The sequence below is a fragment of the Bradyrhizobium sp. USDA 4452 genome, assembly GCF_054063575.1.
On the sequence record NZ_JBSSGK010000001.1, the window covers coordinates 555,118 to 579,854 of the forward strand.

18 protein-coding genes and 2 pseudogenes are annotated in these 24,737 nt (G+C 65.3%); 12 read left to right on the forward strand and 8 right to left on the reverse strand.

Translation table 11 applies throughout. From position 1 onward, the window contains the following. Window positions 1–171: 171 nt before the first annotated feature. The 7 genes from aroQ to ACVISU_RS02900 all read left to right on the forward strand — a co-directional run bounded on the left by aroQ (window position 172) and on the right by ACVISU_RS02900 (window position 6,569). The gene (gene aroQ, locus ACVISU_RS02870; RefSeq protein WP_050404066.1) at window positions 172–633 is read left to right on the forward strand and encodes a type II 3-dehydroquinate dehydratase; all 462 of its coding nucleotides are present in this window, start codon (window positions 172–174) and stop codon (window positions 631–633) included. A gap of 52 nt (window positions 634–685) precedes the next feature. Then, window positions 686–1,192, forward strand: a complete 507-nt coding sequence (accB, locus tag ACVISU_RS02875; protein ID WP_063695150.1) for an acetyl-CoA carboxylase biotin carboxyl carrier protein — start codon at window positions 686–688, stop codon at window positions 1,190–1,192. Between the two features lie 24 nt (window positions 1,193–1,216). Next, a complete protein-coding gene (gene accC, locus ACVISU_RS02880) occupies window positions 1,217–2,575 on the forward strand; it encodes an acetyl-CoA carboxylase biotin carboxylase subunit (RefSeq protein ID WP_050401350.1) in 1,359 nt (452 codons plus the stop codon). Between the two features lie 106 nt (window positions 2,576–2,681). After that, the gene (locus ACVISU_RS02885) at window positions 2,682–4,214 is read left to right on the forward strand and encodes a sensor histidine kinase (protein ID WP_050401452.1); all 1,533 of its coding nucleotides are present in this window, start codon (window positions 2,682–2,684) and stop codon (window positions 4,212–4,214) included. Continuing rightward, window positions 4,211–4,651: a response regulator gene (locus ACVISU_RS02890; RefSeq protein ID WP_456705954.1), complete on the forward strand. Its 441-nt coding sequence runs from the start codon at window positions 4,211–4,213 to the stop codon at window positions 4,649–4,651. The genes ACVISU_RS02885 and ACVISU_RS02890 overlap by 4 nt, the downstream gene beginning before the upstream one ends. Continuing rightward, window positions 4,648–5,739 carry a sensor histidine kinase gene (locus tag ACVISU_RS02895; protein ID WP_050401352.1) on the forward strand — a complete coding sequence of 364 codons (1,092 nt, stop codon included), beginning with the start codon at window positions 4,648–4,650 and terminating at the stop codon, window positions 5,737–5,739. Before ACVISU_RS02890 ends, ACVISU_RS02895 begins: the two co-directional genes overlap by 4 nt. A gap of 152 nt (window positions 5,740–5,891) precedes the next feature. Continuing rightward, a complete protein-coding gene (locus tag ACVISU_RS02900; RefSeq protein ID WP_456705955.1) occupies window positions 5,892–6,569 on the forward strand; it encodes a hypothetical protein in 678 nt (225 codons plus the stop codon). A gap of 22 nt (window positions 6,570–6,591) precedes the next feature. On the opposite strand, the gene ACVISU_RS02905 is transcribed toward ACVISU_RS02900, so the two are convergent. The 7 genes and pseudogenes from ACVISU_RS02905 to ACVISU_RS02935 form a co-directional block, all read right to left on the reverse strand. Then, on the reverse strand, window positions 6,592–6,930 hold the full coding sequence (locus ACVISU_RS02905) for a BA14K family protein (RefSeq protein WP_456705956.1): 339 nt from the start codon (window positions 6,928–6,930) through the stop codon (window positions 6,592–6,594). Window positions 6,931–6,941: 11 nt separating this feature from the next. Continuing rightward, complete coding sequence (locus ACVISU_RS02910) at window positions 6,942–7,253, reverse strand: hypothetical protein (RefSeq protein WP_050401453.1); 312 nt, start codon at window positions 7,251–7,253, stop codon at window positions 6,942–6,944. An 8-nt stretch (window positions 7,254–7,261) separates the two neighbouring features. Then, entirely contained in the window at window positions 7,262–8,749 is a 1,488-nt protein-coding gene (locus ACVISU_RS02915; RefSeq protein WP_050401355.1) for an efflux transporter outer membrane subunit, read from the reverse strand. Further along, window positions 8,750–12,034: an efflux RND transporter permease subunit gene (locus tag ACVISU_RS02920; protein WP_456705957.1), complete on the reverse strand. Its 3,285-nt coding sequence runs from the start codon at window positions 12,032–12,034 to the stop codon at window positions 8,750–8,752. A 3-nt stretch (window positions 12,035–12,037) separates the two neighbouring features. Beyond that, window positions 12,038–15,146, reverse strand: a pseudogene (locus ACVISU_RS02925) (MdtB/MuxB family multidrug efflux RND transporter permease subunit). After that, a complete protein-coding gene (locus ACVISU_RS02930) occupies window positions 15,143–16,450 on the reverse strand; it encodes an MdtA/MuxA family multidrug efflux RND transporter periplasmic adaptor subunit (RefSeq protein ID WP_456705958.1) in 1,308 nt (435 codons plus the stop codon). Before ACVISU_RS02930 ends, ACVISU_RS02925 begins: the two are co-directional and overlap by 4 nt. A 179-nt stretch (window positions 16,451–16,629) precedes the next feature. Further along, a complete protein-coding gene (locus ACVISU_RS02935) occupies window positions 16,630–18,075 on the reverse strand; it encodes a DASS family sodium-coupled anion symporter (protein ID WP_050401358.1) in 1,446 nt (481 codons plus the stop codon). 221 nt (window positions 18,076–18,296) lie between these two features. On the opposite strand from ACVISU_RS02935, the gene aat reads away from it, so the two are divergent. Then, a complete protein-coding gene (aat, locus tag ACVISU_RS02940; RefSeq protein WP_050401359.1) occupies window positions 18,297–18,977 on the forward strand; it encodes a leucyl/phenylalanyl-tRNA--protein transferase in 681 nt (226 codons plus the stop codon). 89 nt (window positions 18,978–19,066) lie between these two features. Here the strand turns inward: aat and ACVISU_RS02945 are convergent, their stop codons facing one another. Continuing rightward, window positions 19,067–20,059, reverse strand: coding sequence for a DUF2155 domain-containing protein (locus ACVISU_RS02945; protein ID WP_050401360.1), 993 nt, complete (start codon window positions 20,057–20,059; stop codon window positions 19,067–19,069). A 428-nt stretch (window positions 20,060–20,487) separates the two neighbouring features. Between ACVISU_RS02945 and ACVISU_RS02950 the strand changes: the two genes are divergently transcribed. The 4 genes and pseudogenes from ACVISU_RS02950 (at window position 20,488) to nhaA (ending at window position 24,586) form a co-directional block, all read left to right on the forward strand. Then, window positions 20,488–21,429, forward strand: a complete 942-nt coding sequence (locus ACVISU_RS02950; protein ID WP_456705959.1) for an alpha/beta hydrolase — start codon at window positions 20,488–20,490, stop codon at window positions 21,427–21,429. Between the two features lie 2 nt (window positions 21,430–21,431). Next, entirely contained in the window at window positions 21,432–22,667 is a 1,236-nt protein-coding gene (locus ACVISU_RS02955) for a cation:proton antiporter (RefSeq protein ID WP_456705960.1), read from the forward strand. 326 nt (window positions 22,668–22,993) lie between these two features. Further along, a pseudogene (locus ACVISU_RS02960) lies at window positions 22,994–23,050 on the forward strand (potassium-transporting ATPase subunit F); the annotation flags it as partial. 177 nt (window positions 23,051–23,227) lie between these two features. Next, window positions 23,228–24,586, forward strand: a complete 1,359-nt coding sequence (gene nhaA, locus ACVISU_RS02965) for a Na+/H+ antiporter NhaA (protein ID WP_456710742.1) — start codon at window positions 23,228–23,230, stop codon at window positions 24,584–24,586. Window positions 24,587–24,737: the final 151 nt, after the last annotated feature.

Sequence of the window (24,737 nt, forward strand, 5' to 3'; positions counted from 1 at the left end):
CAAGTACCTGATAGCCTGGGAGAAGTTGTTGGACACGTTCCGATTCCACCTAAAGACTTCCCCTGCGGCCGGTTGTTACCTATAACCCGGCCCACTTCACCCCTTGTCGGAACCCTTATCGGGACCATTGGCCGGAACCTCTGGCAGGAAATTTTGGCAGGAAATTTTGGAATGGCTGCTGCCGGAACGATCTATGTGCTGAACGGCCCGAACCTCAACCTGCTGGGGACGCGCGAGCCGGAGACGTACGGCCATGCCACCCTCGCCGACGTCGAGAAGCTGTGCGCGGACACTGCGCGCCAGTTCGGGCTGACTGCCGACTGCCGACAGTCCAACCGCGAGGGCGAACTGATCGACTTCATCCATGAGGCCCACGCCAAGAAAGCGGTCGGCATCGTCATCAACGCCGGCGGCTACTCCCATACCTCGATCGCGCTGCATGACGCGCTGGTCGCAGTCAAGATTCCCGCCGTCGAGGTCCATGTCAGCAACATCCACGCCCGCGAGAGCTTCCGGGACCACTCGTTCACTGCTAAAGCCGCCTTCGCGTCACTTTGCGGCTTCGGGATCGACGGCTACCGGCTTGCGATCATCGGCCTCGCCACCAGGATCGGTGCGAAGGCAAAGACTTAATCGTCAATCCTGACGTTCCCCGTCACCAGACAGAGATTTCGGATCAAACAACATGGCGCGCCAGCCAGACGACAAATCAGCCGCAAAGTCCAAGAACGACACCAAGAGCGACGACAGCGTCCTCATTCGCGAGCTCGCGCTGCTGCTTGCCGAGACCAACCTCACCGAGATCGAGATCGAGCGCGCCGGCCTGCGCGTCCGGGTCGCACGCAACATCAGCATCGCCGCATCGGTGCCCACTGCCGCCGTGCATGCGGTCGCTGCGCCGGCCGCCGTGGCGGTTCCGGCTGCTGCCGCTGCTGCCGCCACCGACCTCGCAAAACACCCGGGCGCCGTGCCCTCGCCGATGGTCGGTACCGCCTATTGGGCGCCGGAGCCCGGCGCCAAGCCGTTCATTGAAGTCGGCACCAGAGTGACGGCCGGCCAGACACTTCTGATCATCGAGGCGATGAAGACGATGAACCAGATCCCGTCGCCGCGCGCGGGCACCGTGACGCAGATCCTCGTCGAGGACGGCCAGCCGGTCGAATTCGGCGAACCGCTCGTGATCATTGAATAGCTTCCGTCAACGTCAGGCGCTGCGATGTTCGACAAGATCCTCATAGCCAATCGTGGCGAGATCGCGCTTCGCGTGCTCCGGGCGTGCAAGGAGCTCGGCATCTCAACCGTCGCGGTGCATTCCACCGCCGACGCCGACGCCATGCATGTGCGGCTCGCCGACGAGAGCGTCTGCATCGGCCCGCCGCCGTCGAAGGACTCCTATCTCAACGTGCCGGCGCTGCTGGCCGCCTGCGAGATCACCGGCGCCGACGCCGTGCATCCCGGCTACGGCTTCCTGTCCGAGAATGCGCGCTTCGCCGAGATTCTCGCCGACCACAATCTGGGCTTCATCGGGCCGAAGGCCGAGCACATCCGCCTGATGGGCGACAAGATCGAGGCCAAGAAGACCGCGAAGCGCCTCGGCATTCCCGTGGTGCCCGGCTCGGACGGCGCAGTGACGGCGGACGACGACGCCATGGCGATCGCCAAGCAGATCGGCTTCCCGGTGCTGGTGAAGGCGGCGGCCGGCGGCGGCGGCCGCGGCATGAAGGTCGCCCACACCGAGGCCGATCTCGCGCTGGCGCTCACGACCGCGGCCAACGAGGCCAAGTCGGCATTCGGCGACGCCTCGGTCTACCTCGAGAAATACCTGCAGAAGCCGCGCCACATCGAGATCCAGATCCTCGGCGACGGCCGCGGCGGCGCCATCCATCTCGGCGAGCGCGACTGCTCGCTGCAGCGCCGTCACCAGAAGGTCTGGGAGGAAGGCCCCTCGCCCGTGCTCGCGGCCGCGGCGCGCGCCAGGATCGGCGAGACCTGCGCCAAGGCGATGCGGGACATGAAGTATCTCGGCGTCGGCACCATCGAATTCCTCTACGAGGACGGCGAGTTCTATTTCATCGAAATGAACACGCGCATCCAGGTCGAGCATCCCGTCACCGAAAGCATCACCGACATCGATCTGGTGCTGGAGCAGATCCGGATTGCCGCCGGCGGCGAGCTGCCCGCCAAGCAGAGCGATATCGCGATCATCGGCCACGCCATCGAGTGCCGCATCAATGCGGAGAACCCGCAGACGTTCCGTCCCTCGCCCGGTCGGATCACGCAATTCCATCCGCCGGGCGGCCTCGGCGTGCGGATCGATTCCGCCGTCTATCAGGGCTACGTGATCCCGCCCTATTACGACTCGCTGGTCGGCAAGCTGATCGTGCACGGCAAGACCCGCGGCGAATGCCTGATGCGGCTGCGCCGGGCGCTGGACGAGATGGTGGTCGACGGCATCGAGACGACGCTGCCGCTGTTCCGCGCGCTGGTGCGCGAGCCTGACATCATCGAGGGCGACTATCACATCCACTGGCTGGAGCAGTACCTCGCCGGCCAGCCGTCCGACGCCTCGAAATAGTTTGGAACCCGGTGGAACCGAGAGCCCTGTACAAGCGTATTTGAGGGGTATTGGCTTTCCACGGGGACGCATTGAATCCCACTCCCGCGAAGAGACCGTCGTGACACTGGTTTCACGACGCCGGTCCACGCTACAGATCCTGCTGCTTTCGGCGGGATTTTTCGTGCTGGTCGCGGTCAGCGTGGCCTCCGTCCTGCTGGTCAACAAGGCGCGTGAAGACAATGCCTTGGTGGTCCATACGGTCGAGGTGGAGAGCCAGGTTGCCAATCTGCTGCTCGACATCAGGCGCGCCGAAAGCGCGACCAGGGCGTATCTTTTGACGTCAGCACCACAGTACCTGTCCGAGTACCGGTCGGCTGCAGGCGGGCTTCCGGCGGCGCTCGGCCATCTCCAGATGATGACCGTCGACAATCCGGCGCAGGTCGCCAATGCCGCGAAGCTAAAGGCCGCCGTCGAGCAACGGCTGGCCGAGTTCGCCCTCAGCATCGAGCGCGTCAACAACAACGACACCGCGACCAGCATCGACATCCTGCGCAAGGGCACATCGACCGACGCGCTGGAAGTGATCGCCCGGATCGGCCGCGACATGCGCGCCGAGGAAGATCGCCTGCTGGCGACGCGCACCGCGACTGCGGACAGGACCCAGGTGCTGGCCTCCTCCGTCACCATCGCCGGCTCCTGCATGGTGCTGGCGCTCGCCGCCCTCTCTCTCGTGCTGCTGCGGCAATCCTCGCGGGCGCGCGACGAGGCCGAGGCCAAGCTGCGCGACAGCAACGTCAATCTCGAAGCCATCGTCAACGAACGGACGGCCGACCTGCGCGAGGCCAACGAGGAAATCCAGCGCTTCGCCTATATCGTCAGCCACGACCTGCGCTCGCCGCTGGTCAACATCATGGGCTTCACCAGCGAGCTGGAGGAATTGCGCGGCGATATCTTCAGGCGCATTGCCACGCTCAATCGCACTGTGTCGCTGACGCCAACGATGGAAGACGCGACCGACGTGGCCGAGCCCGAGCTCGAAGGCTCCGACAAGCGGTTATCCGACGAATTCAACGAATCGCTCGGGTTCATCAAATCGTCGATCGCCAAGATGGACCGCCTGATCAGCGCGATCCTCAATCTCACCCGCGAGGGCCGCCGCGAGTTCAAGCCAGAGCGGATCGATCTGCGCGAGCTGATCGACGGCATCGTCAAGACGGTCGCGCATCAGGCGGCCGAGGCCAATGCGACCATCGAGGTCCGCGCCTTGCCGAATATCGTCAGCGACCGCCTCGCGCTGGAGCAGATCTTCTCCAACCTGATCGACAATGCGCTCAAATATCTCAAGGACGGCGTCCCCGGCGAGATTACGATCGAGGGCCGCACCAAGCTCGGCTTTGCGATCTTCGAGGTCACCGACAACGGCCGCGGCATCGATCCGAAAGACCATCAGCGTATCTTCGATCTGTTCCGCCGTGCTGGGACCCAGGACAAGCCCGGTCAGGGCATCGGGCTTGCCCATGTCCGCGCACTTGTGCGCAGACTGGGAGGCACCATGTCGGTAGCATCGGAACTTCACGGCGGCAGCACGTTCACGATCACGCTGCCTATCAAATGGTCAGGCAAGAACTCAGACAAGCACCGGGATAAGGAATCATGAGCGATCCAGTCACCATCATCATGATCGAGGACGATGAGGGCCATGCGCGCCTGATTGAGCGGAATATCCGGCGCTCAGGTGTCAACAATGAGATCGTCCCGTTCACCAACGGTACAGAGGCCGTGAACTACCTGTTCGGCAAGGACGGCAGCGCGGTCGAGCGCAAGAACCAGGCCCTGCTCATCCTGCTTGATCTCAATCTGCCTGACATGACCGGCATCGACATTCTGAAGCGGGTCAAGGAGAACAAGCATCTCAAGGCGACGCCGGTCGTCGTACTGACCACCACCGACGACTCCCAGGAGATCAAGCGCTGCTACGAACTCGGTTGCAACGTCTACATCACCAAGCCGGTGAACTACGAAAGTTTTGCCAACGCCATTCGCCAGCTTGGCCTGTTCTTTTCCGTGATTCAGGTGCCGCCAGCTTCCCTATGACCAGCGCAACGCCGACACTGCTCTATATCGACGACGACGCGGCGCTGGCGCGCCTGGTCGAACGCGGGCTGACGCGCGCGGGCTACAAGGTCGTGCACGCCGCAAGCGGCCAGGAAGGCCTCGACCGCCTCGCGCAGGGCGGCATCGACGTCGTCGCGCTCGACCAGTACATGCCCGGCCTGGACGGGCTGGAGACGCTGGAGCAGATCCTCAAGATTGCGGACGCGCCGCCGGTGGTGTTCGTCACCGCCTCGCAGGATTCGGCGATCGCCGTCACCGCACTGAAGGCCGGCGCGGCGGACTATCTGGTCAAGGACGTCAGGGGCGAATTCATCCCCCTGCTCCAGGTCGCGGTGAACGGCGCGCTGCGGCGCGCCGCCATCCAGAAGGCGCGCGACGAGGCCGAGGCCGAGGTGCACGCCTCCCGCGACCGCTACGCCGCGCTCGCCGCCGAGCGCGAGGTGCTGCTTCGCGAGGTCAACCATCGCGTCGGCAATTCGCTGCAGATCATCGCCTCGCTGCTGCATCTGCAGGCCAATTCCGCGAGCCAGCAGGACGTCAAGGCGGCGCTCACCAATGCGATGGGCCGCGTCGCCGCCGTCGCGCAGGTGCATCGCCGCCTCTACACCTCGCACGACTTCAAGACGGTGATGCTCAACCAGTATCTCGAAGCGCTGCTCGAGGATCTCAGGCGATCGGCCGAAGGCAACAAGATGTCGCGGCTGACGCTGAAGGCCGACCCGATCGAGATCGATCCGGATCGCGCGGTCGCGATCGGGATCATCGTCAACGAGCTGGTGATGAACGCCGTAAAATACGCCTATCCCGACGGCGCCGGCCCGATCCATGTCGAACTGAAGCCGCAAGCCGACGAATTGCAGCTTGCGATCAGCGATGAAGGTGTGGGCTTCTCCGACAAAGCCGATCCGCGCGGCACCGGCATGGGCCAGCGCATCGTCGCGGCGATGGCCGCCAAGCTCGACGCCAGCGTCGAGCGCGACCCGGATCACAAGGGCACCCGTTTCGTGGTGCGGTTCGCCCGCGTCACCCCCGCGCCGGCGAAATCGACAAGCGCCGCCGCAAGTTAGGCCGCTGACGGCAGCGAATCGGTCGATTTTTCGCGTTGGCCTTAACGGCTGCGTCACCCTGTTGTTCGATCGCCGCCGCCTGCCCTGACCGATTAAGACAAATCTGGGCATTGTTTGCCATGCTTTTCCCCCAACTTGGCAGGAACGGCACGATGTTCGAGCGCAGGGTGGTTTTCGGAAAGAAGCAGGCGACCTCGGGCGAGCTCAAGAAGCCCTTGCGTCCGGCACCGGATGCCGCTGGCGCGGCACCCGCCTTTCACAAGAAGCAGTGGGAAGATCCGCGGATCGGACCGATGCTGCGCGATGCGGGGTTCGCACCCGACGACGCAGCCAGCATCGCGCCGAGCGCTGACAATCGCCTCGCCGTGTTCGCTGCGGCCAGCCAACGGCTGCAGGAGCGTACCGAGAGCTTCAACCGTGACATGACGGCGCGCCACGGCTACTGCCACGCGTTGCCGTTCCTGGTCATCGACCACAAGATCTGGGATGGGCCGCACGGCGCGTTCCTCTACGCGCAGCTGGATCTGATCGGCTACGACCAGTGGAACGTGATCATGCTGGCGGCAGATCCGCAGACCACGGAAGCATGCGGCCTGGCAGGCCATCCCGGCTTCCTGCCGGCGGTGACGCAAGCCATGACCGAGCAAGTGATCGCGTGGGAGGCGCGGCACAACGTGCTGCTCAAGACGCTCGGAACCACCGCGAGCGGCGACCGTGACACCTCGCGCGAGCAATATGAGATGGAAAAGGACGCGTTGCGCAGGGAGATTATCGACAAGGTCGGCTGGATGAAGCCGCGCATCATCGAAGATCTACTGCGTAAGAGCTAGAAGTGTCGATCTCCCGAGCTCCTCACTCCTGCCGGTCGCGGTGCCGCCGCGTGCGCTGCGGACGGCAATCCTGGCATGGCGCGCCGAAGGTCACCTGCGACGGATAGGGCCGCGTCGAGTGATACGGCGTCGAGCCGAACAGGCCCGCCGCGCCGAAGCCCGCGCTGAAGGGATCGGCGGCGAAGCTGCCCGGAAACGAGCCGTTGCTGCGGAAATCGCGGTCGTCGTTCCTGCCGTCGAAATACGCACCGCCGGTGCTGCCGTAGCGCAGCGGCCGTCGCGGCTCCAGGTTCTGGGCTGACGCAGCAGCAGCGCTGAGCGTGATGGCTGCGCAGGCGATCAGTATTCTGATGGCGGTCATGGCCAAGGCCTTCATTGCGGAATGGTCCCCCAGTCACCCTTCCAGGCGATCAGGCGCCCCTTCCCGAACTGCAGATAGAGCCCGTCGCTGCGCCGCGACAGCACGCTGCCCCTCACATTGGGCAGCGCGACGAACAATTCATTGCCCGGCGTGCCGCGAACGTAGTTCAGGGGAACACCGAGCGATTGGCTGGCCTGGTCGGCGCTCATGCCGAAGGCGAGCGGAATGCTGTTCGGTGGCCGCTGCTGCGCACGGACCGTGCCGGCCGGCGCGCCGAGCGCGATGACGAGAATAACGACGAAGAGCGTGACGAACCGCTGCATGACCGACCTCATGGCACTGCCGTCGCGAGCGTGCCGGCCGGCGTCCAGCCGCCGCCGAGTGCCTGGAACAGACTGCTCGCCGCCAGCAGCTTGTTGAGCCGCACCGACACCAGATTGAGTTCGGCCGTGAACAGCGTCTGCTGCGTCTGCAGCACCGTGATGAGATTGACCGTGCCGCCGCGCAGCTGCGTCTCGGAGACCTCGAACGCCTTGCGCGAGGCGGCGACGACGTCGGACTGCAGCCGCTCCTGCAGGGTATACTTCTGCAACGCGATCAGCGCCTTCTCGACATCGGCGAAGGCCGACAGCACCGCCTTGCGATAGGCCTGCAGGTTTTGCAATTGCTGGCCCTTGGCGAGCTTGAACTGGCTCTCCAGCAGGAAGCCGTCGAACAGCGGCTGGGTCAGCCCGGCGGCGAGCGTGTAGTACCAGGCGCCCGGCGCAAACAGCGAGGCGAGCGCCGCGCTCTGGAAGCCCGTGGTGCCGGTCAGCTGGATCTGCGGGAAGAACGCCGCGCGCGCCGCGTCGACGCTGAAATTGGAGGCCGCGAGCTGCGCCTCGGCCTGGCGGACGTCAGGCCGCTGGTAGAGCAGTTCCGACGGCATGCCCGGCGTGATGCGCGGCACCGAGATCTGCGTGGTGCTGCCGCCGCGCACCGAGAAATCGGCCGGCGCGCGCGCCACCAGCAGCGCGAGCGCGGCCGTGTTCTGCCCCAGCGTCACCTCGAGCGGCGGGATCGCCGCGCGCTGCGTGGCGACCAGCGCCTCCTGCTGCGACAGGTCGAGCTGCGAGGCCGTGCCGCCGGCGAATTGCGACTTGATCAAGGCCAGGATGCGCTCGGCCGCCGCCAGATTGCGCCGGGTGGCCTTGATCTGGTCCTGCGCCGCCAGCACCTGGAAATAGGTGTTGGCCACCGTCGCCATCGTGGTCAGCGCGACCACCTCGCGATTGTAGCGGGAGGCCGTCGCGCTCTCTTCCGACGCCGACAGCGTCGCGCGGTTCTTGCCCCAGAAATCCACGATATAGCTCGCGCTCAGCCCCAGATTGTATTGCGAGAACGTCCCGCTGCTCCCGCCGAGCGACGAACTCGATCCCGTCGCTACCTTCTGACGCTCCGCATTCGCTGATCCCGAGATCGACGGCAGCAGCGCGGCGCCGGACACGCCGGTCTGCGCGTCGGCCTGCACGATCTGGGCGATCGCCACCGCGATATCGAGATTGTATTGCTGCGCGGATTCCATCAGCCCGGTCAGCTCGGGCGAGCGGAAGCCGCGCCACCAGGCGAGCGCCGGAACGGCGGCGTCGGCATCGCCCTTGGCCGCGGCGCGATAGCTCGCCGGCACTTCGAGGCTTAGCTCGGGCTTCTCAACCCCGGGAATGCAGCCGGTCAGGCCAAGGCTCAGACCAAGGCCGAGCCCGCCGAACGCCGCCACGCGGCGAAACCGGACCGGTTTCCCCAATATTCGAAAACTATGCAACGCTGCACCTGTGGGCATTTACTCGCCCGGTTGAAGTGAGGAGCCCGGCATCGGCATGGCGCTGCCGCGGCGGACGCGCTGGGCCCACAAGCGGAACCGGTCGAGATAGAGGTAGATGACCGGCGTCGTGTAGAGCGTCAGGACCTGGCTCAGGATCAGGCCGCCGACGATGGCGATGCCGAGCGGCTGCCGCAGCTCGCCGCCGTCGCCCATCCCGATCGCGAGCGGCACCGCGCCGAGCAGCGCGGCCATCGTCGTCATCATGATGGGACGGAAGCGCAGCAGGCAGGCCTCCTTGATCGCCTCGAGCGGCTCCAGCCCGCGCCTGCGTTCCGCGTCCAGCGCAAAGTCGATCATCATGATGGCGTTCTTCTTCACAATCCCGATCAGCAGGATGACGCCGATCAGCGCCATGATACTGAACTCGGTCTTGAATGCCATCAGTGCCAGCAAGGCACCCACACCTGCCGAGGGCAGTGTGGACAAGATGGTCAGCGGATGGACATAGCTCTCATAGAGCACGCCCAGCACGATGTAGATCGTGACGATCGCGGCCAGGATCAGGAACGGCTGGTTGTTGAGCGAATCTTGGAACGCCTTCGCGGAGCCCTGGAAGGTGCCGCGGATCGTCGCCGGAACGCCGATCCGGTTCATGGTCGCGTCTATGCTGGCGACCGCGGTGCTCAGCGACACGTTCGGCGGCAAGTTGAAAGAGATGGTATTGGCGACCAGGAGGCCCTGATGGTTGACTGCCAGCGGCGTCGCGCCCTGCTTGAACGCCGCTACGGCCGACAGCGGGATCATGGTCTCGCTGTTGGTCGAGACGGCCGATCCGGTCGACGCCGCGCCCTTCCCGGTCGAGCCGATCGAATTGGTGGCCTGGTTGCGCGCGGCCTGGGCATTGGCTGAACTGGCCGCGCTCGAGGTTCCCGGCGCCACCACGGTGCCGGCCACCGCGTTGGTCGATTGCGAGCCGCCGACCGACCCGCCCGACGTGCTGATGTAGACGTCCTTCAGCGTCTCGGGGTTCTGCCAGTAGCGTGGCGCGACCTCCATTATCACGTGGTACTGGTTGCGCGCGACATAGATCGTCGACACCTGACGCTGGCCGAAGGCGTCGTAGAGGGTGTTGTCGATCTGGCTTACCGTGATGCCGAGCCTGGCCGCGGCGTCGCGGTCGATCACGAGTTCGGATTCCAGGCCCTTGTTCTGCTGGTCGCTGTTGACGTCGGCGAGGTTCGGATCGCGCTGCAAGGCTGCCGCGATCTTCGGCGTCCAGTCATTGAGCTCCTCCAGCGTCGAGCCCTGCAATGTGTATTGATATTGCGCGTTCGAGGCCCTGCCCCCGACCCTGATGTCCTGTACCGCCTGCAGGAACAGGCTCGCGCCGGGCACCACTGCCATCTGGCGGCGCAGCCGTGAAATGACACCGTCGGCGCCGATCTTGCGCTGGTCGAGCGGGCGCAGCGAGACAAATACGAAGCCGGAATTGGTCTGGCCGCCGCCGGTGAAGCCGACCACCGTCTCCACCGCCGGATCCTTCTGGATGATGCCCACGAACTGCGCGAGCTTCTGCTGCATCAGCTGGAACGACACGCTCTGGTCGGCCTGGATCGAACCGATCAGCCGGCCGGTGTCCTGCTGCGGAAAGAATCCCTTCGGGATCACGTCGTAGAGATAGAAGTTGAGGCCGAACACCGCCGCCAGGGTCAGCATTACCGACAGCGGGTGCTGCAGCGCCGCGGTCAGCGTCCTGCGATAGAAATTCAGCATCGCCTCGAAGAAGCGCTCGCTGGCCCAATAGAGCCGGCCGCGGCCGCCGCGGTCCGGCTTGAGCAGCACGGCACACATCATCGGCGTGGTCGCCAGCGAGACCGCGAGCGAGATCAGGATCGAGATCGAGATCGTCATCGCGAATTCGCGGAACAGCCGCCCGACGATGCCGGCCATCAGCAGGATCGGGATGAACACCGCGATCAGCGAGATGCTCATCGACAGCACGGTGAAGCCGACCTCGCCTGCGCCCTTCAGCGCCGCCTGGAGCGGGCTGAGGCCCTCCTCGATGTAGCGGGTGACGTTCTCCAGCACCACGATGGCGTCGTCGACCACGAATCCGGTCGCGACCGTGAGCGCCATCAGCGACAGATTGTCGAGGCTGTAGCCGAACAGGTACATCGCCCCGAAGGTCGCCACCAGTGACACCGAAACCGCCACGACCGGAATGAAGGTGGCGCGCAGATTACGTAGGAACGCGAACACCACGATGATGACGAGCAGCACCGCCAGCACCAGCGTGCGCTCGACGTCCCTGAGCGAGGTGCGGATGGTTGTCGAGCGGTCGACCGCGAGGCCGATGTCGATCGCCGGCGAAATCGAGGCCTGCAATTGCGGCGTCAGGCCCTTCACCAGGTCGACCGTCGAGATGATGTTGGCGTTCGGCTGGCGATAGAGGATCAGCAGCACGGCCGGCTTGCCGTTGGCGAGCCCGGCATTGCGCAGGTTCTCGACGCCGTCGGCTACCTCGCCGACGTCGGAGAGATGAACCGGGGCGCCATTGCGGTAGGCCACGATCAACGATCTGTAGTCGTCGGCCTTGTTGGCCTGGTCGTTGGCGTAGACCTGATAGCGCTGGTCGCCGACGTCGATGCCGCCCTTGGGGCTGTGGGCGTTGGCGCTCGACAGCGCCGCGCGCACGTCTTCCAGACCGATGCCGTATTTGTAGAGCGCCTGCGGGATCAGATCGACGCGCACGGCAGGCAGCGAGCTGCCGCCGACCACCACCTCGCCGATGCCCTCGACCTGCGACAGCTTCTGCGCCAGCACCGTGGAGGCGGCATCGTAGAGAGCGCCGCGCGTCAGCGTGTCCGACGTCAGCGTCAGGATCAGGATCGGCGCGTCGGCCGGATTGACCTTGCGGTAGGTCGGATTGCTGCGCAGGCTGGTCGGCAGATCGGCGCGCGCCGCGTTGATCGCGGCCTGCACGTCCCGCGCCGCGCCGTCGATGTCGCGATTGAGGTTGAACTGCAGCGTGATCCGGGTCTGCCCGACCGAGCTCGACGACGTCATCTCGCTGACGTCGGCGATCTGGCCGAGATGCCGCTCAAGCGGGCTGGCGACCGTGGTCGCGACGTCCTGCGGACTGGCGCCGGGCAGCGTCGCCTGCACCGAGATGGTCGGAAAATCCACCTGCGGCAGAGGCGACACCGGCAGCTTGAAGAACGCGACGAGGCCCGCCGCCGCAAGCCCGAACGTCAACAGCGTGGTTGCGACCGGCCGGCGGATGAAGGGCGTTGACGGATCCATGGCTCAACGCGACCCGCTCGCCTCGCCGACCTCGTCCGCCCGCCCGGCAAACCGCAGCGCGAGGCGATCGAACCAGAGATAGATCACCGGCGTCGTGAACAGGGTCAAGAGCTGGCTCACCAGGAGGCCGCCGACGATGGAGATGCCGAGCGGATGCCGCAGCTCGGAGCCGGCGCCGCTGCCGAGCATCAGCGGCAGCGCACCGAGCACCGCTGCCATCGTCGTCATGATGATCGGCCGGAACCGCAACAGGCAGGCCTGGTAGATCGCCTCCCGCGGCGGCTTGCCCTCGTTGCGCTCGGCATCGAGCGCGAAGTCGATCATCATGATCGCATTCTTCTTCACGATGCCGATCAGGAGGATGATGCCGATGATCGCGATGATGGTGAGATCCTGCCCGGCCATCATCAGCGCCAGCAACGCGCCGATGCCGGCCGACGGCAGCGTCGACAGGATGGTCAGCGGATGGATGAAGCTCTCATAGAGCACCCCGAGCACGATATAGACCGTGATGATCGCGGCCAGGATCAGGAACAGCTGGTTGGAGAGCGAGGACTGGAACGCCAGTGCCGCGCCCTGGAAGCTCGTGATCATGCCGAGCGGCTGGTTGATCTCGGCCTGCGCCTGCTTGATCGCGGTCACCGCGCCGCCGAGCGAGGCGCCGGGGGCGAGATTGAACGAGACGGTTGCCGACGGGAACTGGCCGAGATGCGAGACCTGCAACGGCGCGGTCTCGATCCGCATCTTGGCCATAACCGACAGCGGCACCGGCGTCGAGCCCACCGATGAGGGCAGATAGATCGACGACAGCGAGTCCAGCGAGGTCTGCAGCGACGGATCGGGCCTCGAGGATGACGCGGTACTGGTTCGAATTGGTGAAGACGGTGGACACGATGCGCTGGCCGTAGGAATCGTAGAGCGCGTTGTCGATCGTCGCCGGCGTGATGCCGAACCGCGCGGCCTGATCGCGATCGATGTCGACGAACACCGAAAGCCCCTGCGCCGAGATGTCGCTGCTGACGTCGCTGAGCTCGGGCAATCCCCTGAGCTTGTCGACCAGCTTCGGCGTCCACTCCGCAAGCTCGTTCGGATCGGCGTCCTGCAGGATGAACTGATACTGCGTCCGGCTCACGGTGCCTTCGATGGTGAGGTCCTGGACCGGCTGCATGTAGAGCGTGATGCCGGTCAGATCGGCGGTGCTGGCCTTGATCCGGTCCATCACCGTCGCGACGCCGGCCTTGCGCTGCGCATGCGGCTTCAGATTGATCAGGATACGGCCGCTATTGAGCGTGGTGTTGGTGCCGTCGACTCCGATGAAGGACGACAGGCTCTCGACGTCGGGATCCCTGAGGATCGCGCTGGCAAGCCGCTGCTGCCGCTCGGCCATCGCCGCATAGGACACCGATTGCGGCGCCTCGGAGATCGCCTGGATCACGCCGGTGTCCTGCACCGGAAAGAAGCCCTTGGGGATGACGACGTAGAGCAGCGCCGTGAGACCAAAGGTGGCGAGGGCGATCAGCAGGACGAAGGTCTGGCGATCCAGCACCCAGTTGAGCATCCGGGCGTAGATCGCGATGACATGATCGAAGCCTTCCCGGCTGAGCCGCTGGAAGGTGTTCTCCCGCGTCATGCTCTCCGGCTTCAGCAGCTTGGCGCAGGCCATCGGCACCAGCGTCAGCGACACCACGGCGGAGATCAGGATCGTGACCGACAGCGTGATGGCGAATTCGCGGAACAGGCGGCCGACGACGTCGCCCATGAACAGCAGCGGGATCAGCACCGCGATCAGCGATACCGTCAGCGAGATGATGGTGAAGCCGATCTGCTCGGAGCCGCGCAATGCCGCCTCGAGCGGCGACTCGCCCTCCTCGATGTAGCGCGAGATGTTCTCGATCACGACGATGGCGTCGTCGACCACGAAGCCGGTCGCGATCGTCAGCGCCATCAGCGACAGATTGTTCAGGCTGAAGCCGAACAGATACATCGCACCCAGCGTGCCGACCAGCGACAGCGGCACCGACAGGCTCGGGATCAGCGTCGCGCGGGTCGAGCGCAGGAACACGAAGATCACGAGCACGACCAGGATCACCGCAAGCGCCAGCTCGTATTCGACGTCGCGGACCGAGGCTCGGATCGTGACGGTCCGGTCGGTCAGGATGTTGAGATCGATCGCCGCCGGCAGCGTCGCCTGCAGCTGCGGCAACAGGTCCTTGATGCCCTGGACCACCGAGATCACATTGGCGCCGGGCTGGCGCTGGATGTTGAGGATGATCGCCTGCGTTTCGTTCATCCAGGCGCCAAGCTTGTCGTTCTGCGGGCCGTCGACGACGTTGCCGACGTCGCTGAGGCGAACCGGCGAGCCGTTCTTGTAGGCGATGATCAGCGAGCGGTAGTCGCTCGCATTGCGGATCTGGTCGTTGGCATTGATGGTGTAGGCGCGCATCGCGCCGTCGAAATTGCCCTTCGGCGTATTGACGTTGGCGTTGCCGAGCGTGGTGCGGAGATCGTCGATGTTGAGCCCGTAGGCCGCGAGCTTGCGGATATCGGCCTGGATCCGCACCGCGGGCCGCTGGCCGCCGCTGATGCTGACGAGGCCGACGCCGGGCAGCTGCGAGATCTTCTGCGCCAGCCGGGTGTCGACGAAGTCCTGGACCTGCGTCAGCGGCATGGTCTTCGAGGTCAGGCCCAGCGTCAGGATCGGCGCGTCGGCCGGATTGACTTTGGCGTAGATCGGCGGCGCCGGCAGGTCCGACGGCAACAGGTTGCCGGCGGCATTGATCGCGGCCTGTACCTCCTGTTCGGCGACATCGAGCGAGATCGACAGGCCGAACTGCAGCGTGATGACGGATGAGCCGGCCGAGCTCACCGAGCTCATCTGATTCAAATTCGGCATCTGGCCGAATTGCACCTCGAGCGGCGCCGTCACCGACGACGTCATCACGTCGGGGCTCGCGCCCGGATAGAAGGTCTGCACCTGGATGGTCGGGTAGTCGACCTCAGGCAGCGCCGCGACGGGGAGGAATCGGAACGCCAGCATGCCCGACAGCATGATGGCGATCATCATCAGGGTCGTCGCTACCGGCCGCAGGATGAATGGCCGCGACGGGTTCATTTTGTCTGCCCGTCCGCAGGACCTTTGCGGTCGCCGCTTCCAGGCTTGTCGGGAGCAGCCCCGCCTCCCTTCGCCGCGCCGTTCGCGGTCCCCTTAGCTGCACCAGCCGGGTTCGCGGCGTCGGTGGCGGAGCGCACCACCACCTTGGCGCCCTCGCGCAGCTTGTCGGCGCCGTCGATCACGATGCGGTCGCCGGGCACCAGCCCCGAGAGCACCTCGACACGGTCGCCGTCGGTGACGCCGAGCTTGACCGGCCGCACCGAGACCGTGCTGTCGGCATTGACGAGATAGACAAAGGTGCCGGGCACGCCGCGCTGGATGCCAGCGGTCGGCATCGTCGTGGCATCCTTGTGCGTGTCGAGCAGCAGGCGGATGTTGACGAACTGGTTCGGATACAGCGTGCGCTTGTCGTTCTCGAACTGGGCACGCAGCTTGATCGTGCCGGTGGTCGCATCGATCTGGCTGTCGAAGGTCTGCAGCGATCCCTCGGCGAGCTTGTTGGCGCCGCTGCGGTCATAGGCCGCTGTCGGCAACACCGCGCCCTCCTTCAGCCGCTTCGCGACCGCCTGCAGATTGTCCTCGGGCAGCGTGAACAGCACGCTGATCGGTTCGAGCTGCGTGATCACGACGAGGCCGTTGGTGTCGCCCGGCGTCACGTAGTTGCCGAGGTCGACCTGGCGCAACCCGACCCGCCCGTTGATCGGCGACACGATGTGGCAATACGCCAAATTCACTTCGGCCGATTTCACCGAGGCGCGGTCGGCCTCGACCGTGCCCTGATACTGCGCGACCAGCGCGACCTGGGTGTCGAGCGTCTGATGCGGCACCGCGTTCTGCGCCGCGAGGTTCTGGTAGCGGGTGAGATCGACCTGGGCGCCCTTCAGCTGCGCCTCGTCGCGGGCGAGCTGCCCCTTGGCCTGCGCCAGCGTCGCCTCATAGGGACGCGAGTCGATCTCGGCGATCAGATCGCCCTTCTTGACCTCGTCGCCCTCCTTGAAATCGATCTTCATCAGGTAGCCGCTGATCTGGCTCCGGATCGTCACGGTGGCGAGCGACGTCACGGTGCCGAGCGCATTCAGGCTGACGCCGATATCGCCCTTGCCGACCGCCTCCGGCACGATCGACATCGGCCCGGCGTTGCGCCCGCCGCCGGCCTGCGGCGGCGCAGCCTGTTGCCGCGTCCACCAGACGATGCCGGCGAGCACCGCCAGCACGATACATCCCGTCAGAAAGCCTCGCCAGCGCGACGGCCGCCTGGTTTGTTCGGACGCCACGATCGACGGGTTCTTGATATGCTGGTCCATAAACTTGCCCACGAAGAAACACGAACGAGCTCGCGCCGTCCCAAGTGTCCCCTGACGTTCGCGCGCGCCACATCCGAGGAAGCATTTTGGACGCTTCCGTCAGACAAAGCGCGTTAAGAATCGGAAAGGATAGCCCTCCTTCCCGCTCGGCCGCTGTTTCTCGCTGGATTGTGGCTATTTTACCCGATCGTCTGTAGCCAGGGCAACACGATCAGCAACAATCCGGCAAAGTAGATTACGCCGAAGATCAGCCCGAACTTCCAGAAGTCGCCTTTGCCGATATAGCCGCTGCCGTAATACATCGGCGCCGGCCCCGTCGCGTAGGGCGAGATCACGCCCATCAGCCCGAGCGAATAGACGCACAACAGCATCAGCGTCTGCACCGACAGGCCGGGAATGCTGGAGCCGACGGCGAGCACCACCGGCAGCACGGCGGCGGTATGCGAGGTGATGCTCGAGAAGAAATAGTGGATCCAGAAAAAGAAGGTGACGAGCAGGATCATTCCGACCAGCGGCGACGTCCCTGCGAGCGGCTTCGCATAACCCTCGGCCACCCATTTGATGAAGCCGATCTCGTTGAGACCCGACGATAGCGTGAGCAGCGAGGTGAAATAGAAAAATACCTCCCACGCGCTCTTCTCCGCGACGATGTCCTCGAACGCGATCACGCCCGACAGCAGCATCAGCGAGATCACGACGAACACCACCGTGGTGGCGTTGATGAAGTTCGAGCCGAGCAGCGGCACGCTGATGTTGGGATTGGAGCCGCAGATCCACAAGAACATCGCGAGCAGCACCAGCACCGCCATGATCCATTCCTGCCGCGACGGCGGCCCCATCTTGGCGAGTTCGCCCTCGCTCCAGGTCACGATCTCCGGACTCGCCTTGATCTCGGGCCGGCAGACCATGTAGCTCAGCAGCGGCACCAGCAACAGCAAGAGGATGCCCAGCGGCGCGAAGCCGATGAACCATTGCGACCAGCCGACCTCGACATTGACGAGCTTCTTGGCGATCGAGAGCGCGGCGGCGTTCGGCGCCAGCGCCGTCAGAAACAGCGAGCTGGTGACGGCCGTGGTCGCAAACGCCGTCCACATCACGAAGGTGCCGATCTTGCCCGCGGTGGGACCGGGCTCGGAGCCGTAGATGCGCGGGATGTTGCTGACGATCGGATAGATGGTGCCGCCCGAGCGCGCGGTATTGGACGGCGTCGCCGGCGCCAGCACCAGATCGGAGAACGCCACCGCATAGCCGAGGCCGATGGTGCGGCGGCCGAGCCCGCGCACGAGGAGCAGCGCCAGCCTTCGGCCGAGCCCGCTCTTGCGGTAACCGATCGAGAACACGAAGGCGCCGACGATCAGCCACACCGTGCTCTCGGAAAAGCCACTGAGCATCCAGCGCAGCGACTTGTTCGGGTCGGGCTCGACATAGCCGCCGACGCCGGCGACCGTGAGGCCGATCAGCCCCACCGCGCCGACCGGCATCGATTCGAGGATCAGCCCGGTGATGACGGCGGCGAACACCGCAAAATAGTGCCACTGATTGGCGTTCAGCCCTGACGGCACCGGGACCAGATAGATCACCAGCCAGACCAGCAACGGCGCAAACGTGCGCCAGGACGATTTCATGCAGCGTCCCCCTCACCTGTGTTGATTGTCAGGCGCAAGCCGCCATGTCCCGGGCGGCGGCGCCATATTTTGTGGCAATCTAGCATGGCCGCGCAGTCCGTCTCGGGAAACTGCGGCGGAATGGCGCGGCTTGTGGAGGAACCGGCGCGCTTCGTCAACACGTCGCAACCCCGTAGCCGGCCCCATCGCAAGACCGCCCGCGCTTTGCTATCTTCGCCAGCATGACCTCACGCGACTCCGCCTCCTCCGAGATCACGCCCGAGGTGCTGCTGCGCGCCTATGCCTGCGGCATCTTCCCGATGGCAGAGAGCGCCGACGATCCGACCCTGTTCTGGGTCGAGCCCGAATTGCGCGGCGTGATTCCACTCGACGGCTTCCGTGTCGCCTCCCGCCTCGCGCGCACCGTGCGCTCGGATGTCTTCACCGTCACCGTCGATACCGCGTTCAAGGCCGTGATCGCCGGTTGCGCGGCGCCGCAGCCCGGCCGTGACGACACCTGGATCAACAAGCGCATTCGCGACCTCTATGTGGGGCTGCACATGTCGGGCCATTGCCACAGTGTCGAGGTCTGGCAGGACGACAATCTGGTCGGCGGCCTCTACGGCGTCAGCCTCGGCCGTGCCTTCTTCGGCGAGAGCATGTTCCACACCGCGCGCGACGCCTCGAAGGTCGCGCTGGTGCATCTGGTGGCGCGGCTGATCGCCGGCGGGTTCGAGCTGCTCGACACGCAATATGTCACCGAGCATCTGAAGACGTTCGGCGCCGTGGAGATTTCGCGCCGCCGCTATCGCGCGCTGCTCGACAAGGCGATCGCTGGCGCGCCGGCGGACTTTGGCAAGCTCGACACCACGCAGCCGGTCAAGGGGGCCGACGCACTGGCGATCATCGCAGAGCGCAATTGATCTTGCGACGCATGTAGCCCGGGACGACGCCATCCGCGCAGAAAGAACCCGGATTTCGCTGACGCTCCATCCGGGCTACGCAGTGCCGATCAATTTCCGAACAAGCCGCCGAACAATCCGCCCGGCCGCTGCTGCTGGGGCGGCGGAGGTGGCGGCTGCTGCTGGTATTGCGGCAGCGGTTGCGGCGGCGGACGCGGCGCGGCCTGCTTCGGCGGCGCACGCTTCTGGGCCGGCGGCGGTGGCGGCGTCGGCGCCTTGGGCGGATCGGGCGCCGCGGTCACGATGGTCTGGTCCGGCCCTTTGCAGTCGGTCAGCCAGATGTCGTAGATCGGATGTTCGACGCCATGCAGGCCGGGGCTCGCGGCGAACATCCAGCCCGAGAAGATCCGCTTCACCTCGCCCTGCAGCGTGATCTCGTCGACCTCGACGAAAGCGTCGGTGTTGGCGGCTTCCGTCGACGGCCTGGTGTAGCAGGCATCGGTCTTCACCCGCAGCGCGCCGAACTGCACGGTCTCGCCGATATCCTCGTCGAAATTGATGATGCGTCCGGTGATCTTGTCGAGGCCGGAGAAGCTCGCCTTCTTGTTGGTGATCTTGGTCGACGGCGGCTCCTGCACGACCTCGTCGCCCGGCTGCAACGCGGCAGGCGTCTGCGGTGCCGTGCCCGGAGCGGTGCCCTTGGCCGGCGGACGCTGCCCCGGCGCCGGATTGGCTCCGGGCGGCGTGTTGGCGACGGCCGGCCCGCCCGGTTGCGGCGGCTGCACCGCAACGCCGGGCGGAGCGACTGTGCTGCCGGGCGGCGGCGCCAAAGGCTGCGACTGCACGCTGCCGGGCGGCGGCACCGCCTGGCCCGGCGGCAACGCCCGCGGCTGGGTCGGCAGCAGGCGGCCGCGCGGCAGTTCCGGCACTTCCTCATCGTCGTCGCTGGGCGGCGCCGCCTGGCCGCGCGGGATCGCGCCGGGCGGACGCGGCGGCGGATCGGAGAAAATCGTTCCGATCTGCGCGCGCGCAGGCTGCGCAAGCGAGATGGTTGAGGCGGCAACCAAGGCCGCAAAGCCAGTCAGGGCAATGGTTCGAAGCATCTCGCGCGGCTTTAAAGGGCGAATCGGGCTCGCGACAGTCTACCTAGATATCGGCCGCTCGCAGGCCACCGGTTAACACGCCGAATACGGCGGGGAAAGGGCGCCCGGCCGGCCCTCCCCGCACACTGGCCACCCCTGGGGACACGTGTGATAGTCCTCACGCTGAAGCCACGCGGCAACGCGTGAAAACCTGAGAAAATCCGGATCGAACCAGACCAGCCAGAGGAAACCCAATATGCCAGCTCGCATCAGGCTCGACGGTCCGGGTCACCGGCGCTGCCGGCGTCATCCAAACCGCTAAGCTCCGCCTGATACAACCGTCATTCCGGGGCGGTCCCGCAGGGCCGAACCCGGAATCTCGCGCTTCCGGGTTCGACGCATCGCATCGCCTTGGAATGACACAACAGAAATCAAGAAGGTCCCCGCAAATGCCCGTCGTTCTCGATCCCGATGCCGCCGCCGTCTACAAGGCATTCCAGGAGGCCGGTCGCCCCGCCTATGAATCGCTGACCGCACCGGAAGCGCGTGAATATTACCGGGCCGCCCGCATTGTCTCCAATCCCGAGCCGCCCGCGCTTGAATCGAGCAAGGCGCTGGCGATCCCGGCGCCGCACGGCGCGATCCCGGGACGCATCTACACGCCGAAGACGCTGCGCAAGACGGACGGGCTCGCGCCGTGCCTGGTGTTCTTCCATGGCGGCGGCTGGGTGATCGGCGATCTCGATACCCATGAGGTGGTTTGCCAGAAGCTGGCCCATGAGGGCGAACTGATCGTGATCTCGGTCGAATATCGCCTCGCGCCCGAGCACCGCTTCCCGGCGGCGGTAGACGACGCCGTCACCGCGACCAGATGGGTCGCTGCCAACGCTGCGGAGCTCGGCATCGATGCGTCGCGCCTGATCGTCGGCGGCGACAGCGCCGGCGGCAATCTGGCGGCGGTGGTTGCCCTCACCGCCCGCGACGGCGGTCCGAAGCTCGCGGCCCAGCTGCTGGTCTATCCCGCGACCGATTTTTCGCGCAAGCATCCCTCGCATCGCGAGCCCGAGACCAGCATCCTGTTGACGCATTCGGTGATCGGCTGGTTCGGCAACCACTATCTCGGCGATGCCGACAACAGCGACTGGCGCGCCTCGCCTGCGCGCGCAAAAAGCTTTGCCGGATTGCCGCCGGCCTATGTGCTGACCGCCGGCGCCGATCCGCTGCGCGACGAAGGCGACGAGTACGCGAAATTCCTCACGGATGCCGGCGTGCCCGTCACCTACCGGCATTTCCCCGGCCAGTTCCACGGCTTCTTCACCATGGGCAAGCTGCTCAACCAGGCCAATGTCGCGGTGACCGAGATCAGCGCCTGGCTGAAGACGCTGGGCTGATCGTGTCGTCCTCGATCGAAATCGCCAGGCACACGCTGCTATCATGCGGCCTGATCCTGGCGATTGGCACGATTGCCGCGCTCTTCGCTCAGAAGGTCAGAATTCCCGACGTCGCGGTGTTCCTGCTTACCGGCATCGCGATCGGGCCGCATGCGCTCGGGCTCGTGCACATCGGTGCCGACTCTGCGCTGAACCAGATCATCCTGCTGTTCGGCGCGAGCTATATCCTGTTCGACGGCGGAGCAACGCTTCGGCTCGCTGTGCTGAAGCAAGTGTGGATCACCATCGTGGTGATCGCAACGTTGGGCGTGATCATAACGGCGGCGATCACGGGCTTCGCCGCGCAATACATTCTCGGCGTTCCCCCGATCGTGGCGTTCCTGCTGGCGGCGACAGTGGCCTCGACTGATCCGGCGACACTGGTGCCGATCTTCCGCCAGATCCCGATCCGCCACCGCGTCGCCCAGACCGTGATGAGCGAATCCGCGTTCAACGATGCCATGGGTGCGATCATCACCCTCACTCTCCTCGGCCTTGCGACCGGCAGCACGTTCTCGCTCTCGGCCTCGCTGAGCCAATTGATCACGCATTCCATCATCGGCGTCACCGCCGGCATCGTACTGGGCTATCTCGCAACGATCTTCATCGCCCATGAGAAGTGGGCCTTCCTTGCCGAATATGCCCCCGTCGTCACAGTGGTTGCGGTGATTGCCGCCTACTTCGCAGCCGAGGGCCTGCATGCCTCAGGCTTCATGGCGGTGTTCGTGTTCGGCATCATGCTTGGCAACAAGGAGACCTTCGGCTTCGCGATGGAGCCGGGCGAATCTCAGAAACTCAGTGAGTTCGTCCTGACCACCGCTTTCATGCTGCGCCTGTTCATCTTCATCCTGCTCGGCGCGCAGGTGGATTTTGCGCTGATGCAGCAATATTGGCTCGGCGGCATTGCGGTGACGCTGGTGCTGATGTTCGTGGCCCGCCCCATCACCGTGTTCCTGTGCGCAGCGCCGGATCGCCGCGCGCGCTGGAGTCTCGCGGAGCTGCTGTTCATGTGCTGGACGCGCGAAACCGGTGTCATCCCCGCCGCGCTCGCCGGCCTGTTGCTCGGCATGAAGGCGCCGGGCGCGGAGATGATCGCCTCCGTCACTTTCGTCGCGATCCTGACCACGATCCTGGTCCAGGCCTCCACCACGCGCTGGCTTGCGTCGAAGCTAGGGCTGCTGGAAACCGATGAGAGCTAACGCTGACACTTATTCTGCATTTATAACGCCGGCTTGGCGTTCGTCTCGCATTCCTATGCGATCGGCTTGATATTGCATGAGGCAATCAGCGCGTAGCTTTCACGCGCATGGGAACTCTCTCCCGATTTGGTGCTGACATGTCGCAAGAGAACAATCGGACCCCCTACTCTCTGCCGGTGTGCATCGCGGTTCTGCTGATATTCGGTGCAGCAACCCAGCTCAACATGCTCGCGAGCTGGCTGTGATCGCCAGCCCTGGGCGCGGAACCACCAGGATGATTATCGATTGTTCCAGCGAGAGCGCGGATGATCTTCGATTAGTCACTCGCCGCTGGCCTGCCTGTCGACTTGATCTACGCCCTGCTGAGGCCTGAGCGGTTCTAGCGCCGAAAGCCACGTTGGTCCGAAGTCGCCTCCCAGCGATATGGCAAACGGTCGCAGGACGCCCGAATAGGGTTGCCCTATGCCTGTCGCTGTGCAAAACGGGCTATGGGTGTCCGCTGCATGGCGCAGCGACAGGTGAAGCGATGGTCGGGCCACCACGCCGAGTGCGTGCGCCCGATGGATCACCGACTGCCCACCCAAGACCTGCCACGAGCTCAACTGCTTGCCGAGCGAGCGTTCGCCACGCTCCAGCGCTTCCTGCACGTCGAGGCTGTCGGCGGCGGCGTACTGCTGGCCGCGGCAGCCGCTGCAATGATCTGGGCCAACTCGGCTTTCGCCGACAGCTATCACGCTCTCTGGCACCAGCAACTCTTGCTCGGGTTTGGCGACTTCGTCAGCTCCCGATCGCTGCATTTCTGGATCAACGACGGGCTGATGACGATTTTCTTCCTCGTTGTCGGCATGGAGATTCGGCGCGAAATCCATGAAGGCGCGCTGAGCAGGTTCGACCAGGCGCTGCTGCCCGTGATCGCGGCAGCCGGCGGCGTCATCGCCCCCGCGCTCATCTACATTGGCCTGAATGCCGATCCCGTGCGCGGCCAGGGCTGGGCCGTACCGACGGCGACGGACATCGCCTTTGCCGTGGGGGCGCTCGCTTTGCTGGGACGATCGATCCCGGTCAATCTACGGGTGTTCCTGCTGGCGCTGGCGATCATCGACGACGTCATCGCGGTGTTGATCATCGCCTTCGTCTACTCCAGCGGACTGGAGCTGAGCGGGTTTATCGTGGCGGCGCTCGGCATTCTGATGGTGGTCGGGCTTCAGCGGATCGGCATCGGCTCCGCCCTCGCCTACGTTCCGCCGGGAGCGCTGGTCTGGACCGGGCTGCTGATGAGCGGAGCGCATCCGACCCTTGCCGGCGTCGTGCTCGGCCTGATGACGCCGGTGCGGCCGATGCCGCTGCGGGAGCCGCCCCTGCAAATGGTGTCGCGCGTGATCGCGGAGTTGCGCGACAGCGATGCGGCCTGGAAGGATACCCATCGCCTCAGGTCACGGCGCCGTACGCTCCACGTCGCGAATCGCGAAATGTTGCCGCCCGTCGTGCGCGTGCAGACGGCGCTGCATGGCTGGGTCGCCTTTGGCATCATGCCCCTGTTCGCGTTGGCGAACGCCGGCATCAGCCTCACAGCTTCCGGCCTCGGTTCCGGAGCTCAGTCCGTGATGCTGGGCGTCGGGCTTGCCCTTGCCTTGGGAAAGCCGGTCGGTGTGATCGGTGCCACCTGGCTTGCGGTCAAGTTGGGCTGTCGGCTGGCACCGGGCATTACGTGGGGCGGCGTCTGCCTCATCGGCCTGTTGGCCGGAATCGGTTTCACCATGTCTATCTTTACCGCCATGCTCGCCTTCCCCGACGAGGCCCTGCTCAACGCAGCAAAGCTCGGGGTGCTCGGGGGCTCGCTCGCCGCCGCCCTGTTTGGGCTCGGCTGGGGAGTGGCCCACGCGCGTCGCCAGCACAAAGAGGCAGCTGCGCACCCGTGACGCTTCGCGGACGGCAAACGAACCTGATCCCCCGACGCCTCGTTGGCTCGCGCGCGATGCCCGGCGCAGCGATTGCGGCGCAGGATTCGCTATGCTGCAACGCACAATTGGACTTCTCCTAAACTTGTGGAAAAGCGAGACAAATCCGTTG

Excerpts from the sequence above, each read along its gene's own strand:
- nhaA (WP_456710742.1), top strand. The coding sequence starts at position 23,228 with ATGGATCACCGACTGCCCACCCAAGACCTGCCACGAGCTCAACTGCTT.
- ACVISU_RS02900 (WP_456705955.1), top strand. The coding sequence starts at position 5,892 with ATGTTCGAGCGCAGGGTGGTTTTCGGAAAGAAGCAGGCGACCTCGGGC.
- ACVISU_RS02930 (WP_456705958.1), bottom strand. The coding sequence starts at position 16,450 with ATGGACCAGCATATCAAGAACCCGTCGATCGTGGCGTCCGAACAAACC.
- ACVISU_RS02945 (WP_050401360.1), bottom strand. The coding sequence starts at position 20,059 with ATGCTTCGAACCATTGCCCTGACTGGCTTTGCGGCCTTGGTTGCCGCC.
- ACVISU_RS02905 (WP_456705956.1), bottom strand. The coding sequence starts at position 6,930 with ATGACCGCCATCAGAATACTGATCGCCTGCGCAGCCATCACGCTCAGC.
- aroQ (WP_050404066.1), top strand. The coding sequence starts at position 172 with ATGGCTGCTGCCGGAACGATCTATGTGCTGAACGGCCCGAACCTCAAC.
- ACVISU_RS02950 (WP_456705959.1), top strand. The coding sequence starts at position 20,488 with ATGCCCGTCGTTCTCGATCCCGATGCCGCCGCCGTCTACAAGGCATTC.
- ACVISU_RS02920 (WP_456705957.1), bottom strand. The coding sequence starts at position 12,034 with ATGGATCCGTCAACGCCCTTCATCCGCCGGCCGGTCGCAACCACGCTG.
- accB (WP_063695150.1), top strand. The coding sequence starts at position 686 with ATGGCGCGCCAGCCAGACGACAAATCAGCCGCAAAGTCCAAGAACGAC.
- aat (WP_050401359.1), top strand. The coding sequence starts at position 18,297 with ATGACCTCACGCGACTCCGCCTCCTCCGAGATCACGCCCGAGGTGCTG.
- ACVISU_RS02915 (WP_050401355.1), bottom strand. The coding sequence starts at position 8,749 with ATGCCCACAGGTGCAGCGTTGCATAGTTTTCGAATATTGGGGAAACCG.
- ACVISU_RS02895 (WP_050401352.1), top strand. The coding sequence starts at position 4,648 with ATGACCAGCGCAACGCCGACACTGCTCTATATCGACGACGACGCGGCG.
- ACVISU_RS02910 (WP_050401453.1), bottom strand. The coding sequence starts at position 7,253 with ATGCAGCGGTTCGTCACGCTCTTCGTCGTTATTCTCGTCATCGCGCTC.
- ACVISU_RS02890 (WP_456705954.1), top strand. The coding sequence starts at position 4,211 with ATGAGCGATCCAGTCACCATCATCATGATCGAGGACGATGAGGGCCAT.
- accC (WP_050401350.1), top strand. The coding sequence starts at position 1,217 with ATGTTCGACAAGATCCTCATAGCCAATCGTGGCGAGATCGCGCTTCGC.
- ACVISU_RS02935 (WP_050401358.1), bottom strand. The coding sequence starts at position 18,075 with ATGAAATCGTCCTGGCGCACGTTTGCGCCGTTGCTGGTCTGGCTGGTG.